Source organism: Kitasatospora sp. NPDC088346 (assembly GCF_044740765.1).
Lineage (GTDB): Bacteria > Actinomycetota > Actinomycetes > Streptomycetales > Streptomycetaceae > Kitasatospora.
Genome location: NZ_JBIURH010000065.1, coordinates 1 through 13,743, shown reverse-complemented (window position 1 = coordinate 13,743; position 13,743 = coordinate 1). Strand labels below are relative to the sequence as shown.

The 13,743-nt window shown below is 72.8% G+C and carries 13 protein-coding genes; 6 read left to right on the top strand and 7 right to left on the bottom strand.

The window, feature by feature from the left end:
* Positions 1 to 85 precede the first annotated feature (85 nt).
* From ACIOFR_RS38000 to argB, 4 genes are all read right to left on the bottom strand, one after another.
* Positions 86 to 1,105 carry an ABC transporter substrate-binding protein gene (locus ACIOFR_RS38000; RefSeq protein ID WP_401004749.1) on the bottom strand — a complete coding sequence of 340 codons (1,020 nt, stop codon included), beginning with the start codon at positions 1,103 to 1,105 and terminating at the stop codon, positions 86 to 88.
* Between the two features lie 109 nt (positions 1,106 to 1,214).
* Positions 1,215 to 1,457: a phosphopantetheine-binding protein gene (locus ACIOFR_RS37995; RefSeq protein ID WP_401004747.1), complete on the bottom strand. Its 243-nt coding sequence runs from the start codon at positions 1,455 to 1,457 to the stop codon at positions 1,215 to 1,217.
* Between the two features lie 48 nt (positions 1,458 to 1,505).
* Positions 1,506 to 2,879, bottom strand: a complete 1,374-nt coding sequence (locus ACIOFR_RS37990; protein WP_401004745.1) for a lysine N(6)-hydroxylase/L-ornithine N(5)-oxygenase family protein — start codon at positions 2,877 to 2,879, stop codon at positions 1,506 to 1,508.
* 183 nt (positions 2,880 to 3,062) lie between these two features.
* On the bottom strand, positions 3,063 to 3,998 hold the full coding sequence (gene argB, locus ACIOFR_RS37985) for an acetylglutamate kinase (protein ID WP_401004743.1): 936 nt from the start codon (positions 3,996 to 3,998) through the stop codon (positions 3,063 to 3,065).
* A gap of 202 nt (positions 3,999 to 4,200) precedes the next feature.
* Here argB and ACIOFR_RS37980 point away from each other — a divergent pair, with 202 nt between their 5' ends.
* From ACIOFR_RS37980 to ACIOFR_RS37970, 3 genes are all read left to right on the top strand, one after another.
* Positions 4,201 to 5,046 (top strand): helix-turn-helix domain-containing protein, encoded by an 846-nt coding sequence (locus ACIOFR_RS37980; RefSeq protein ID WP_401004741.1) that lies wholly within the window; start codon positions 4,201 to 4,203, stop codon positions 5,044 to 5,046.
* A gap of 76 nt (positions 5,047 to 5,122) precedes the next feature.
* Positions 5,123 to 5,551 (top strand): VOC family protein, encoded by a 429-nt coding sequence (locus ACIOFR_RS37975; RefSeq protein ID WP_401004739.1) that lies wholly within the window; start codon positions 5,123 to 5,125, stop codon positions 5,549 to 5,551.
* A gap of 6 nt (positions 5,552 to 5,557) precedes the next feature.
* Complete coding sequence (locus ACIOFR_RS37970) at positions 5,558 to 5,923, top strand: MmcQ/YjbR family DNA-binding protein (protein ID WP_401004737.1); 366 nt, start codon at positions 5,558 to 5,560, stop codon at positions 5,921 to 5,923.
* Positions 5,924 to 5,943: 20 nt separating this feature from the next.
* On the opposite strand, the gene ACIOFR_RS37965 is transcribed toward ACIOFR_RS37970, so the two are convergent.
* On the bottom strand, positions 5,944 to 7,317 hold the full coding sequence (locus ACIOFR_RS37965; protein WP_401004735.1) for an MFS transporter: 1,374 nt from the start codon (positions 7,315 to 7,317) through the stop codon (positions 5,944 to 5,946).
* Positions 7,318 to 7,405: 88 nt separating this feature from the next.
* Complete coding sequence (locus ACIOFR_RS37960) at positions 7,406 to 7,615, bottom strand: DUF5133 domain-containing protein (protein ID WP_401004733.1); 210 nt, start codon at positions 7,613 to 7,615, stop codon at positions 7,406 to 7,408.
* 276 nt (positions 7,616 to 7,891) lie between these two features.
* On the opposite strand from ACIOFR_RS37960, the gene ACIOFR_RS37955 reads away from it, so the two are divergent.
* The 3 genes from ACIOFR_RS37955 to ACIOFR_RS37945 are packed head-to-tail and all read left to right on the top strand — an operon-like array spanning position 7,892 to position 11,127.
* A complete protein-coding gene (locus ACIOFR_RS37955) occupies positions 7,892 to 8,998 on the top strand; it encodes a sugar ABC transporter substrate-binding protein (protein ID WP_401004731.1) in 1,107 nt (368 codons plus the stop codon).
* Between the two features lie 30 nt (positions 8,999 to 9,028).
* Positions 9,029 to 9,808 carry an ATP-binding cassette domain-containing protein gene (locus tag ACIOFR_RS37950; protein ID WP_401004729.1) on the top strand — a complete coding sequence of 260 codons (780 nt, stop codon included), beginning with the start codon at positions 9,029 to 9,031 and terminating at the stop codon, positions 9,806 to 9,808.
* A 50-nt stretch (positions 9,809 to 9,858) separates the two neighbouring features.
* On the top strand, positions 9,859 to 11,127 hold the full coding sequence (locus tag ACIOFR_RS37945; RefSeq protein ID WP_401004755.1) for a sugar ABC transporter permease: 1,269 nt from the start codon (positions 9,859 to 9,861) through the stop codon (positions 11,125 to 11,127).
* Between the two features lie 73 nt (positions 11,128 to 11,200).
* Here the strand turns inward: ACIOFR_RS37945 and ACIOFR_RS37940 are convergent, their stop codons facing one another.
* The gene (locus ACIOFR_RS37940) at positions 11,201 to 13,741 is read right to left on the bottom strand and encodes an ABC transporter permease (RefSeq protein WP_401004727.1); all 2,541 of its coding nucleotides are present in this window, start codon (positions 13,739 to 13,741) and stop codon (positions 11,201 to 11,203) included.
* Between the last annotated feature and the right edge of the window lie 2 nt (positions 13,742 to 13,743).

Here is a 13,743-nt window from a genome sequence, read left to right as displayed (position 1 = left end):
GGTGCGGTGGTGATGGTGCGGTCCGCTGGTCGTGCGGGGGCGCGGACGGCCGCCGGGTGGTGGGGCGGCCGTCCGCGCCGGGGCGCTAGAGGCCCTTGAGGATGGTCTCGATCTGGTTCAGGACGTCGATCGAGGTGCCGTAACGGTCGGTGGTGCCGTAGGTGACCGGGATGACCTTGTTGGCCTTGACGGCCTTGAGCTGCTGCCAGGCCGGCTGCTTGTCCAGGTCCTTGGTGTCCTGCGGGACCTCGCCGGTGGCGGCCATCTTCGGGACGAGGATGATGTCCGCGTCGGCCAGCACGTCGAGCTTCTCGGTCGAGTAGGTGACCTCGTGCTCCTTCGGGTCCGCGGAGGCGGCGGAGAACTGCGCGCCGGCGTCCTTCAGGACCTGGCCGACCCAGGAGGAGCTGGTGTCGACGAGGAACTCGCCGCCGCCGTACGAGGAGGCGAAGGTCCACTTGACCGCGTTCAGCTTGGTCGCGTAGTCGGTCTTGATCTTCGCGGCCTTGGTGTCGTAGTCCGACTTCAGCTTCTTGAACTCGGCCTCCCTGCCCACCGCGAGCGCGATCTTCTCCTGGGCGTTCACCAGGTCGGCCGGCTTGTCGATGCCGAAGTGCAGGACCGGGACGCCGAGGCCCTCCAGCTTCTTGATGCCCCAGTCGAACGCGGTGGCGCCCTCGACGATGATCAGGTCGGGCTTGAGCGAGGCGACCTTCTCGATGTTGATCTCGATGCCGGAGCCGATCGGCTCGATCCTGCCGGCGGCCTCCTTCTGCGAGGGCAGCAGCTCCATCGGGTTGTTGTCGTCGATGGTGCTGGTGCCGACCGGCTGGACGCCGAGGTCCAACAGCGCGCCGGTGGCGTACGAGACCGAGACGATCCGCTTCACGCCCGCCGGGACGGTGACCTTGCCGTTGGTGGCCTCGATGACGACCGGGCCCGCGGCGGCCGTGGAGGCGCTCTCCTTGCCCGCGCCGGCCGGGTCCTTGCTGTCGCCGCCCGAGGAGGAGCAGGCGGCCAGCACGAACATCGCGGCAGCGGCACCGGCGGCGGCGATTCTGCGGCGGTGGGCGGCCGAGGTCATGAGCACAGCGGGGGTCTTCATGGTTCTCCTAGAGAGGTTTCGCTGCGGTCCGCGCCGGCCCGACGGGCCCGGGGCGACGCGTGAGGGTGAGGGAGTCCAGCGGGTGGGGGGGGTGAGCGGAGAGCGGGGTTCAGCCCGCGGTCAGGTACGCGGACCAGGCGCGCACCGTCGGTTCGGTCTCGGCCAGTTCGGCGAACTCGACGCGAGCGCCGCGGCCGCGCCACAGGGCGATCAGGCTCATCAGCCGGATCGAGTCCAGGCCGAGGTCACGCAGGTCGTCGTCGTCACCGATCTCCTCGGCCGGTTCGTCCAGCAGGTCCGCGAGGTCGGCGCGCAGGCTGTCCGGGTCGAGGCCCGGGATGGCGGGGGTCATCGCGTGGTCCGTTCGTCAGGTGGGCGGGCGGGGACGGCGGGGACGGGCTCAGCCCGCCGCGGCCCCGACCTGCGCGCCGCGGCCGAAGTCCGTCCGCAGGTCGCGGGCGGTGCGGCGGAGCAGCAGCGAGTCGCAGATCTCCCCGGACCTCACCGCGAGGGTGGACAGCAGCGAGGAGGTGATGCCGTGGGTGTGCTCGGTGCCGCCCTGGAGGTAGATGCCGACGTCCACGTGGTCGGCCGTCAGGATCCGGTGGTCGCGGTCGACCCGCAGCCGGCCCTGCTCGTCGGTCAGGCAGGCGGCGGCGAGCTCGCCGAGCAGCGGGCGGGGGTCGACCGGGCGGTAGCCGGTGGCCAGCACGACGGCGTCCGACTCCAGCGCGAACTCCTCGCCGGTGGTGAGCGAGCGGATCATCGCGCGGGCGCCGTCCGGGCCCTGCTCCACACCGGTCAGCCGGGTGGTGTTGAGGATCCGCAGGCGCTCGCGGCCCTGCACCTTCTCCTGGTACACGGTGCGGTAGAGCTGCTCGATCAGATCGCCGTCCACCACCGAGTAGTTGGTGTTGCCGTGGTAGTCGAGCAGGTCCTGCTTGACGGGCTCCGGGGCGTCGAAGAAGTGGTCGACGGCGTCCGGGTCGAAGATCCGGTTGGCGAACGGGCTGTCGTCCGCGGGGCTGTAGCCGTAGCGGGAGAAGACGGCGCAGACCTCGGCGTCCGGGAAGGTGCGGTGCAGGTAATCGACCGCCTCGGCGGCGGACTGGCCGGCGCCGACCACGGTGAAGCGGCGGTGCGGACGGTCCGTCAGGGCCGGTGCCCGGAACATCAGGTCGCGGGTGTGCCAGACGTGGTCGCCGAGCTCGACGCCCTCCGGCAGACGCGGCGTCAGGCCGGTGCCGACGGCGAGGTTGCGGGTGCGGCGGACCTGCTCGTCGGCCGGGTCGGTGGTGGAGCGGGAGACCACGTCCACGGCCTCGACGCGGCCGTCCACGACCACCGGGCGGATCTCGGTGGCGCGCTGCCCGTAGGCGACGTCGGCTGCGAACTCCGCGGCGCACCACTCGAAGTAGTCGTGGAACTCGATCCGGGTCGGGAAGAAGCTCTTCTGGTTGATGAAGTCCGCGAGGCGGCCGCGCTGCTGAAGGTAGACCAGGAACGAGAAGGGGCTGCTCGGGTCGCGCATGGTGACCAGGTCCTTGAGGAAGGAGACCTGCATGGTCGCCCCCTCCAGCAGCATGCCGCGGTGCCAGCCGAAGGCGGCCTGCTGCTCCAGGAAGCCGGTCTGCAGGGCCTGGCCCGGGTCGCGCCGGTTGTGGTCGGCGATCGCGATGGCCAGGGCGAGGTTGGAGGGGCCGAAGCCTATTCCGACCAGGTCGTCGGCGCCGCCGGTCCCGGCCTGTGCGCTCGACTCGCGCGATCCCGACATGCTCGTCCTTCCGTTGGCTGCTTGCTGGCGGGGCCTCACCCCGCACCGTTCCGGTGGAGTTCCCGACCCGCCCGCCCCGCCCGCTGATGAGGTAAGGCTTGCCTAACTTGTCTTAGATGTGCGCAGGTGTCAAGTTCGGACCCGGGTGCGCACGACCCGTCCGACCAGGGCGGTTTCGGCCCGTCAGGCCGGCACGGGGACCGCCGCCCGGACGTCCGCGGGGGCGGCCACGGAGCCGTCCGGCACCACCTCGGTGCCCGAACCGGACTCGGTGAGCGCCCGCAGCAGGCTGTGGCGCACCCGGCCGTCCAGCACCCGGGCGGAGCCCACGCCGGAGCGGACGGCCCGCAGGCAGCCCTCCATCTTCGGGAGCATGCCGCCGGCCAGGCCGGGCAGCATCTCCGCCAACTCCCCGGCGGTCAGCCGCTCGACCACCTCGGCGGAGTTCGGCCAGTCCCGATACAGGCCCTCGACGTCGGTCAGCACGACCAGCATCTCGGCACCGAGCGCCACCGCCATCGCGGCGGCCGCGGTGTCCGCGTTGATGTTGTAGACGTGCCCGTCGGCGCCGCGGGCGATCGAGGAGATCACCGGGATCCGCCCGTCGCCGATCAGCGCCTTCACCACCCCGGGCTCGATGGTGACGATGTCGCCGACCAGTCCGATGTCGACCTGCTCGCCCCCGACCACGGCGTACCGCTTGACGGCCGTCATGGTGTGGGCGTCCTCACCGGTCATACCGACCGCGAACGGGCCGTGCCCGTTCAGCAGCCCGACCAGCTCGCGCTGCACCTGGCCGGCCAGCACCATCCGCACCACGTCCATGGTCTCCGGCGTGGTGACCCGCAGACCCGCGGTGAAGGACGACTCCAGTCCGAGCCGGTCCAGCAGGGAGCTGATCTGCGGGCCGCCGCCGTGCACGACGACCGGGTGCAGGCCGGCGTAGCGCAGGAAGACGACGTCCTGGGCGAAGGCCGCCTTCAGGCCCTCGTCGACCATGGCGTTGCCGCCGAACTTGACCACCACGGTCTGACCGCGGAACCGCTCCAGCGACGGCAGCGCCTCGATCAACGTGCGGGCGCCGGAACGCGGCTGACGCGCAGTCGGAACAGTGCTCACTGGCCCCCCTGGTTCGAAGTCTCCACCACCGCCGACCACGACTCCCGGCCCCCCGGTCACCATGTCGACAATCTTTAGGCAAGGCTTACCTTACATGCCCCCGCGAGGGCTCGTCACCCTCGGGGCCACCCGCCGGAGTCACCGCCGGGGTCACCGCGGGCGGAACGTCCGGGACGGTGGCCGCCGGAGCGATACTGGGAGGGTGGACGAGTCACTGCGGGTCCGGCCCGCGGCGCCGCTGCGGCCCTACGTCGCCTGGTACTCCGGGTACCGGCAGCGCGGGCTGGCCCCCGCACGCCACCGCGGCCTCCCCTCCCCCTGGCTGACCTTCATCCTCACCCTGGACGAGCCGCTCACCGTCGCCGCCCACCCCGACCCCCGCCAACCCGGCGCCACGTACGACAGCCTGCTCGGCGGCCTGCACACCCGCCCCGCCCTGATCACCCATCAGGGCAGCCAGTCCGGCATCCAGCTCGCCCTGCACCCGCTCGGCGCCCGCGCCCTGCTCGGGCTGCCGGCCGGCGAGCTCGCCTCGCTCGACCTGCCCGCCGACGCCCTGCTCGGCCCCGCCGTCCGGGAGCTGCGCGAACGCGTCCTCGCGGCGCCCGACTGGCCCGGCCGGTTCGCCGTGCTGGACCGGGGGCTCGCCGCCCTGGCCCGACCGGCCCGGGCCCCCGCCCCCGAGGTCCGCCGGGCCTGGCAGCTGCTCACCGCCAGCGGCGGCGCGGCGCCGGTCGCCGAGCTCGCCCGGGAGGTCGGCTGGAGCCGCCGCCACCTCGCCGACCGGTTCCGGCAGGAGACCGGCCTCTCCCCCAAGGCCGCCGCCCGGGTGATCCGCTTCGACCGGGCCCGCCGCCGGCTCGACGCCCCCGGCGAGGACGGCCTCGCGGGGCTCGCCGCCCGCACCGGCTACTTCGACCAGGCCCACCTGGCCCGGGAGTTCCGCGCCCTGGCCGGCTGCCCGCCCACCCGCTGGCTCGCCGAGGAGCGCCCCGGCGGCGTCCCGGGGCGGCAGGCCGGCGAGGAGGGCGCACGCCCGGTCGGGTGACCTGTTCCCAAACGTCCAAGCCATCGGTGCCGGGCACGGCGCAGACTGGCCGAAACGGACGAGGAGGTGCACGACCATGACCGACCTGACCCCCGCACCGCAGGTGTGGCCCTCACTGCGGGCCGACGACGCCCGGGCCCTGATCCGGTTCCTGGTGGAGGCGTTCGGCTTCGAGGAGACCGTGGTCTACGGCGAGGGCGAGCGGGTGCACCACGCCCAGCTCTCCTGGCCGGAGGGCGGCGGGGTGATGCTGGGCTCCGCCCGCCCGGAGGACGAGGACGACAAGTGGCCGCTGCGCCCCGGCCACTTCGGCGCGTACGTGGTCACCGCCGACCCCGACGCGGTGCACGCGCGGGCCGTCGCCGCCGGCGCCGACGTCCTCACCGGGCTGCACGTCACCGACTACGGCTCGCGGGACTTCGCGGTGCGCGACCCGGAGGGCAACCACTGGTCCTTCGGCACCTACCGCGGCGAGCCCCGCAAGGCCCCGCCCGGGACGGGCTGACCGGCCGTGCCCGCGCCCACCCCGGCCGATCGGCTGCGCGCCCTGTGCCTGGCGCTGCCCGCGTGCGAGGAACGGCTCAGCCACGGCGAACCGGCCTGGTTCGCGGGCGGCAGACGGATGTTCGCGACCCTCGCCGACCACCACCACGACGACCGGTCGGCCTGCTGGATCGCCGCGCCGCCGGGCCTCCAGGAGCACCTGGTCGCGGCCGACCCGGACCACTTCTTCCGGCCGCCGTACGTCGGCCACCGCGGGTGGCTCGGGGTCGGCCTGGACGGTGACGTCGACTGGCCGCACCTCGCCGACCTGGTCACGGCCGGGTACCTGCTGGTGGCGCCGGCGCGGCTGCGGGCCGCGGTCGGCGGACGCTGACGCCGGTGGACCGGCCGGGCTCAGCCCGCGCCCACCGGCCCGTCGGCCGACGCCGGGGCCGGCCGGTCCGCCGACGCCGGGGCCGGCCGGTCCGCCGACGCCGGGGCCGGCCGGTCCGCCGGCACCGGGGCCGGCCGGTCCGCCGGCACCGGCGTCGCGTACGCCTGGGCGACGGTCGCCCGGTCGAAGACCCGCCAGGTCGCGGCCGACACCAGCACCGCGACCACGAACCCCACCCAGTACGGGGCCGTCAGCCCGAAGCCGCCGGCCAGGGCGCCGCCCAGCAGCGCGCCGGCGCAGTTGCCGCCGGCCGCGATGAACAGGTTGCTGCTGCCGACCCGGCCGAGCATCTCCGGCGGCGTCAGCCGCTGGCGCAGTGAACTCGCCACGATCCCCCACAGCGCGCCGTGCACACCGAAGGCGAACAGCGCGAACCCGATCAGGTACGGGTCGCGGGAGGTCGCCAGCGCCAGGTGCAGCCCGGCCTCCACCAGCAGCCCGATCCGGATCGTCCAGGTCGGCGTGGCCCGGGCGATCACCCGGTCGCCGGCCACCGAGCCGAGCACGCCGCCGGCCGCCATGCAGGTGAACAGCAGCCCGTAGCCGACCGAGCCGAGGTGCAGCCGCTGCGAGGCGAGCAGCACCAGCACCGCGGTCGCCGCGGTCAGCGTCACGTTCAGCAGCCCGATCAGCACCGCCATGGTGCGCAGCAGTCGCTGCCGCACCAGCCAGCGCAGGCCCTCCGCCATCTCCGCGACCACCGAGCGCGCTCCGGCGGCCGCCGGCCGCGGATCTCCGCCCGGGGCCGCCCGGTACACGCCACCCACCAGGCCGATCAGAACGGCGCTCGCGGCGTAGGTGGCGGTGTTGGCGAGGAACGGCAGGGCGGCGGCCAGGACGAACAGGAAGCCGCCGAGCGGCCCGGCGACCATCTGCTGCATCAGGGTGGCACCGCCGAGGAGCAGCCCGTTGGCCCGCTCCAGGCGCTCACGGGGCACCACCGCCGGCAGGACCGCCTGGCTCGCCGCGCGGAACACCACCTCGCCGGTGTTGACCACGAACAGCACCGCGTAGAGCAGCGGGAGGCCGGCGTGTCCGGTGGCGACCGCCGCGGCCAGCACACCCATCGCGGCGACCCGGGCCCAGTCCACCACGACCATCAGCCGGCGGCGGTCGGTGCGGTCGACCAGCACGCCGCCGGGCAGGGCGAACAGCAGCCAGGGCAGCCAGCCGATCCCGGCTGCGGCGGACACCAGCAGCGGGTCGTCCGTCCGGGCGGCGACCAGCAGCGGGGTCGCCACCAGGGCCAGTCCGCTGCCCAGCGCCGAGGTCGTGCTCGCCGCCCAGAGCGCCGCGAACCGCCGGCCGAGCCCCGCCACCCCGTTGTCGCCCATGGCGCGGGAACCTACCAGAGCGCACACGGACGGTCACGGGGGTTTCGGGCGCTCCGCCGGCGGCGCTCGGCACGCGGCGCCGGGCGGGTCAGCCGGCGCCCACCGCCACCCGCCGGGCGAGCAGTACCCGGGCCCGCGCGAGGGCCGCTCCCGGATCCCGCAGTCCGGTGTAGACGCAGACCGTGTACAGCGCGTCCTCCTTGCGGCGCTGGGCCTTCCGGTCGGACGCCGGGAGGCCGGCCAGGCCGTCGAGCTCGCGGACGAGCCGGTCGAGGGCGGTGTAGTTGATCAGCGGCATGGAGGTACTCCGTTGCGAAGGCGGCGGGTCGGAAGGCGGGTACCCGGGATCCCCGGGGGCAATCCCACCGGCCCCGTACGTTCCCGGTTCTTCCCCCGCTCCCCTCCCATGTCGGCACAGACCACCCACATTCCGGCGCGGCCCGCCGGCTCCCGTCGGGGCGACACCCGAATGGACGTACCGGCACGGTCCCATGATTGTTTCGAATGGCGGGACCGGACGGATCGCCGGACACTCGGAGTCCGGGGGGCATCTCGACGTAATGAGAGGCGACCCGTGAAATCACGATCCACCGGGATTGTCGTCGGCGCTGCGGCGGCATCCCTCGTTCTTGCGCTCACCTCGTGCGGCAGCGCCAAGCAGTCGACGGGTTCCGCCTCCTCCGGTAGCGGCACCGCGTCCGGCGCCGTGAAGGTCGGGGTGCTCCTCCCCGAGTCCAAGACCACCCGCTACGAGCAGTTCGACCGGCCGCTGCTGGAGTCCCGCATCAAGGAGCTGGCTCCCAACGCGCAGATCGACTACTACAACGCCAACCAGGACGCCACGCTCCAGCAGACCCAGGTCGACACCGCCCTCACCAAGGGCAACCAGGTGCTGGTGCTGGACGCGGTGGACGCCAAGTCCATCCAGGCCTCCGTCCAGAAGGCGCACGACGCCGGCGTCAAGGTGGTCGCCTACGACCGCCTGGCGCAGGGCCCGGTCGACGCCTACGTGTCCTTCGACAACAACAAGGTCGGCCAGCTGCAGGGCGAGGCCCTGGTGGCCGCGGTCGGCGACAAGGCCTCGGCCGGCAAGATCATCATGATCAACGGCTCTCCCACCGACCCCAACGCGGCCCAGTTCAAGGCCGGCGCGCACAGCGCCATCGACGGGAAGCTGACCATCGGCAAGGAGTACGACACCCCCAACTGGGACCCGAACAACGCCAACCAGGAGGCCGCCGCGGGCATCACCGCCATCGGCGCCCCGAACGTGGTCGGTGTGTACTCCGCCAACGACGGCATGGCCGCGGGCATCGCGACCGCACTGAAGGCGGCCAACCTCAGCGTCCCGCTGACCGGCCAGGACGCCCAGCTCGACGCCGTGCAGCGGATCCTCATCGACACCCAGACGATGTCGATCTACAAGCCCTACAAGCCGGAGACGGACATCGCCGGCGCGATGGCCGTGCAGTTGGCGCAGGGCAAGACGCTCGGCAAGGACCTGGTGCCCACCACCGTCACCAGCGGCAGCGGGCAGACCGTGCCGGCCAACCTGATCACGCCGATCGTGCTGGTCAAGGACAACATCAAGAGCACCGTGGTCGCGGACGGCCTCTACACCGTGGCCCAGATCTGCACGCCCGACTACGCCGCGGCCTGCACCGCGGCGGGCCTCCAGTAGCCGACCGCCGTCCAGGAGGAGTTGATAGCCATGGCGGGTCCTCCCGTGCTGGCGCTGCGTAGCATCTCGAAGCGGTTCGGCGCGGTGCAGGCCCTCACCGAGGTCGAGATGGAGGTGGCGGCCGGCGAGGTGGTGGCCCTGGTGGGCGACAACGGCGCCGGCAAGTCCACGCTGGTGAAGGCGATCGCCGGGGTCAACCAGCCCGACGAGGGCGTCATCGAGTGGCAGGGCCGGGCGGTGAACATCCACCGCCCGCAGGACGCCCAGCACCTCGGCATCGCCACCGTCTACCAGGACCTCGCACTCTGCGACAACCTCGACGTGGTCGGCAACCTCTTCCTCGGAAGGGAGCTGAAGCGCTTCGGGGTGCTCAACGAGGTCGCCATGGAGAAGCGCTCGCGCGAGCTGCTGAACACGCTGTCGATCCGGATCCCGAGCGTGCGGATCCCGATCGCCTCGCTCTCCGGAGGCCAGCGGCAGACCGTGGCGATCGCCCGGGCACTGATCGGCGAACCCAGGATCGTCATTCTCGACGAACCCACCGCCGCCCTCGGCGTGGAGCAGACCGCCCAGGTCCTCGACCTGGTGGAACGGCTCCGCGACCGGGGGCTCGGGGTGATCCTGGTCAGCCACAACATGGCCGACGTGATGGCGGTGGCGGACAAGGTGGCGGTGCTCCGGCTGGGGCGCAACAACGGGGTCTTCGACGTCCGGTACACCAACCAGCAGGAGATCATCTCCGCCATCACCGGCGCCACCGACAACGCCGTCACCCGGCGGCAGGCCCGCGGTCAGGAGGGGACGTCGTGAACGGAGACGAACACCGCGAGCCGGGGCGCGGCCCGCTCCCCGAGGACAGCATGTCCAGGGACGGCGTGAACGCCCCCGTGCCGGTCGCGCACGACGCGATCCCCGCCGTGGACCCGCGTCTGATCGTCCGGCAGGAGGGTCTCAGCGGGTACCTCGGCGAGTTCAGGCGGCGCCTGAGCAGCGGCGAGCTGGGGTCGCTGCCGGTGGTGCTGGCGCTGATCGTGATCTGGGCCGTGTTCGGCAGCCTCGACAGCACCTTCCTGTCCGCGCAGAACCTCTCCAACCTGTCCCAGCAGATCGTCGGCACCGGCATGATCGCCATCGGTGTGGTCTTCGTGCTGCTGCTCGGCGAGATCGACCTGTCGGTGGGCTCGGTCAGCGGGCTGTGCGCCGCGATCTTCGCGGTGCTCAACGTGACCCACGGCGTCAACCAGTGGCTGGCGGTGCTCGCGGCGCTGGTGGGCGGTGCGCTGGTCGGTGTGATCCAGGGTGTCTTCTTCGCCAAGGTGGGCGTGCCGGCGTTCGTCGTCACCCTCGCCGGAAACCTGGGCTGGAACGGCCTGATGCTGCAGATCCTGGGATCCAGCGGCACCATCAACCTGTCCGGCACCGACGTCGTCTCCAAGCTGTACACCACCATCTACAGCCAGACCATCGCCGCCTACGGGGTGGCCGCGATCGGCGTGCTGCTGTTCCTCGGCGCCTCGCTGTACGACACCCGGCGGCGCAGGGCGGCCGGTGTGCCGTTCCGGGCGCCGGCGGACATCGCCCTGCGCACGGTGGCGCTGGCCGTGGTCGCGTTCGTGGCCGCGTACACGCTCAACCAGTACAAGGGGCTGCCGCTGGCCCTGCTGATCTTCCTGATCTTCATCGTGGTGCTGGACTTCGTGCTCCGCCGGACCACCTACGGGCGGCAGGTCTTCGCGCTCGGCGGCAACATCGAGGGCGCCCGGCGGGCCGGCATCAACGTGTCCTGGATCCGGATCTCGGTGTTCTCGATCTGTTCGACCATGGCCGCCGTCGGCGGTCTGTTCCTGGCCGCGCAGATCCAGTCCGCCAGCCAGACCTCCGGCGGCGGCAACCTGCTGATGAACTGCATCGCGGCGGCCGTCATCGGCGGCACCAGCCTCTTCGGCGGCCGGGGCAGCACCTGGTCGGCGCTGCTCGGTGCGCTGGTGATCGGCTCGATCCAGTCCGGGATGAACATCATGGGCCTGAGCAACGCCATCCAGTTCATGGTCACCGGCGCCGTGCTGCTGGCCGCGGTCGTGATCGACTCGCTGTCGCGCCGCAGCCAGAAGGCGGCCGGCCGCGCCTGACCGGTACGCCGACGGGTGAGCCCCGGTAGGTCCGCGGACCGTACCGGGGCTCACCCGTGCGAGGACCCCGCCGCTACTCGCTCTTGATCGCGTCCAGCACGTTCAGGCGGGACGCCTGCCGGGACGGCCAGGCGGCGGCCAGCAGGCCGATCACGGCGGCCAGCACCAGGAAGAGCAGGATCTGCACCGGCGGGACGACGGTGGTGAGGTCCTTGAAACTGTCGCGCAGGGTCCGGTTGCCGGCCCACGCGACGACCGTCCCCAGCCCGATGCCGATCACCGCGCCGAACAGCGCGATCAGCAGCGACTCCAGCCGGACCATCCGGCCGATCCCGCGCCGGTCGAGCCCGATCGCCCGCAGCATGCCGATCTCGCGGCGGCGTTCGAAGACGGACATCGCCATGGTGTTGACGACACCGAGCACCGCGACCACCACCGACATCCCCAGCAGGCCGTACATGACGTTCAGGGCCGCGGTGACCATCTCGCGGGACTCGGCCTTCAGGTCGTCCGGGCCCTTGACCGCGATCAGCGGGTTGCCGCCGGTGGCGTCCTTGATCGCCTGCCTGAGGGCGGCGTCGGCCCCGTTCGCCCCCTTGACCAGGACCTTGTCCAGCCCCACGCCGGGGGCGTGCGGGGCGACCAGCGCGTCGGGGACGACCAGGCCGCCCAGCGCGGCGGAGGGGTCCAGCACACCGCCGACCACCAGCTTCGCCGTGCTGCCGTCCGGGTAGACCACCTCCAGGGTGCCGCCGAGACCGACCCGCTGGTACCGCGAGAAGCCGTCGCTGACCAGCACCTTGCCCTGGCGCAGCGCGTCCGCCGAGCCCTCCTTGACCGCGAGGGTGGCCACCTGGTCGATGGTCGCCGGGTCCACGCCGGTCAGCCACCGGGTCTCGCCGCCGACCTCGACCTCGACCGTCCGCTCGACGCTGCTGGCGGCCACCCCGGGGGCCTTGGCGATCTGGGCGCCGACCTCGGGGGAGAGCACCGAGTAGTTCGCCATCGTCACGGTGTAGTCGGCGCGGTCGTCGACCGAGGACTCCCGGTCCACGGCGTGGTTCACCGAGGCACCCACCACGGTCAGCGCGGTGATCAGGGTGACGCCGACGGTCAGCGCGGAGGCGGTGGCGGCCGTGCGGCGCGGGTTGCGCAGCGCGTTCTCCCGGGCGAGCTTGCCCGGCGTGCCGTACAGCCTGCCCAGGACGGGCGAGAAGAGCGCGATCAGCGGGCGGCACAGCAGCGGGGTCAGCACGAACACGCCGACCAGCAGCACGCCCGCACCGGCGCCGACCAGACCGGTCTCCTTGGTCGACGCACCCAGCACCAGCCCGGCGGCGCCCAGCAGGCCGACCACGCCACCGATCAGGTTGCGGACCAGCAGGCTCTTCTGGGTGGCCGGCTGCTCGCCGTTGCCCATCGCGGCGACCGGGGCGATCCGGGCCGCGCGCCGGGCCGGCAGCCAGGCGGCCAGCACGGTGACGGCGATGCCGACGCCGAAGGTGGCCAGCACGGTCACGGGGGCCAGCACCAGCGGGCCGTCCGGGAGGTTGGCGTCCAGCGGGCCGTTCACCAGGGCCCGGAAGCCGATCGCGATGCCGGTGCCGGCGACCAGGCCGGCGGCCGAGGCGACGGTACCGGTCAGCAGGGCCTCGACCAGCACCGAGCGGGTGATCTGGCGGCGGGCGGCGCCGACGGCGCGCAGCAGCGCGATCTCCCGGGTGCGCTGGGCGATCAGCATGGTGAAGGTGTTGGCGATGATGAAGATGCCGACGAAGAGCGAGATGCCGGCGAAGGCCAGCAGCGCCCGGCTGAGGCCCTGGGTGGCCTTGGCGATCTGGCGGTCCTGTTCGGCGGCGAGGTCGGCGCCGGTGGTCGCGGTGACCGCCTCGGCCTTCGGCAGCAACTGCTGGACCTGCGCGAGCAGTTGCCGGTCGTCGGTGCCCGGCTTCGACCGGACGTCGATGGCGCTGAACTGGTCGGGGTGGGTGAGGTAGAGCCGCTGCGCGGTGGCCGTGTCGAAGGCCGCCAGCGATCCGCCGGCCTGCACCCGCGGGTCCCTGGTGTCCAGCAGACCGGTCAGCTCGAGCTCCATCACCGGGCCGTTGACGGCCACCCGGACGGTGTCGCCGACCTTGAAGCCGCCCTTGCCGGCCGTGTGGGTGTCCAGCGCCAGCTCGGTGCCGGTGCGCGGGCCGCGGCCCTCGACCAGCGGGTAGCGGCCGTCCGTCCCGTCCGGACCGGGCACGTAGTTGGTGCCGGTGGTGGAGAAGCCGTTCCCGATCAGGTTGCCCTTGCGGTCCGCGATGCCGGCGAAGCCGGAGACCACGCCGCGGGCGTCCGCCGTGCCGGGCAGCTGGGCGATCCGGCGGCGGACCTCCTCGGTGAGCGCCGGGCCGGCCTTGGTCCGGCTGCCGCGGTCGTAGGAACGGTTGCCGGCACCGTCGTCGGTGACGGCGACCGCCACGTCCGTGAAGCTCCGGGCGTTCTGGGACTTGAGTGCGGCGCCGAGCGTGTCGGTGAAGACCATGGTGCCGGCGACGAAGGCGGTGCCGAGCATGATGGCGAGCGCCGTCATCAGCAGGCGGCCCTTGTGGGCGAGCACGTTGCGCAGTG

Bases quoted from the DNA above. Each gene is read 5' to 3' on its own strand.
- ACIOFR_RS38000 (WP_401004749.1), bottom strand. From the start codon at position 1,105: ATGAAGACCCCCGCTGTGCTCATGACCTCGGCCGCCCACCGCCGCAGA.
- ACIOFR_RS37995 (WP_401004747.1), bottom strand. From the start codon at position 1,457: ATGACCCCCGCCATCCCGGGCCTCGACCCGGACAGCCTGCGCGCCGAC.
- ACIOFR_RS37990 (WP_401004745.1), bottom strand. From the start codon at position 2,879: ATGTCGGGATCGCGCGAGTCGAGCGCACAGGCCGGGACCGGCGGCGCC.
- ACIOFR_RS37975 (WP_401004739.1), top strand. From the start codon at position 5,123: ATGACCGACCTGACCCCCGCACCGCAGGTGTGGCCCTCACTGCGGGCC.
- ACIOFR_RS37965 (WP_401004735.1), bottom strand. From the start codon at position 7,317: ATGGGCGACAACGGGGTGGCGGGGCTCGGCCGGCGGTTCGCGGCGCTC.
- ACIOFR_RS37960 (WP_401004733.1), bottom strand. From the start codon at position 7,615: ATGCCGCTGATCAACTACACCGCCCTCGACCGGCTCGTCCGCGAGCTC.
- ACIOFR_RS37950 (WP_401004729.1), top strand. From the start codon at position 9,029: ATGGCGGGTCCTCCCGTGCTGGCGCTGCGTAGCATCTCGAAGCGGTTC.
- ACIOFR_RS37945 (WP_401004755.1), top strand. From the start codon at position 9,859: ATGTCCAGGGACGGCGTGAACGCCCCCGTGCCGGTCGCGCACGACGCG.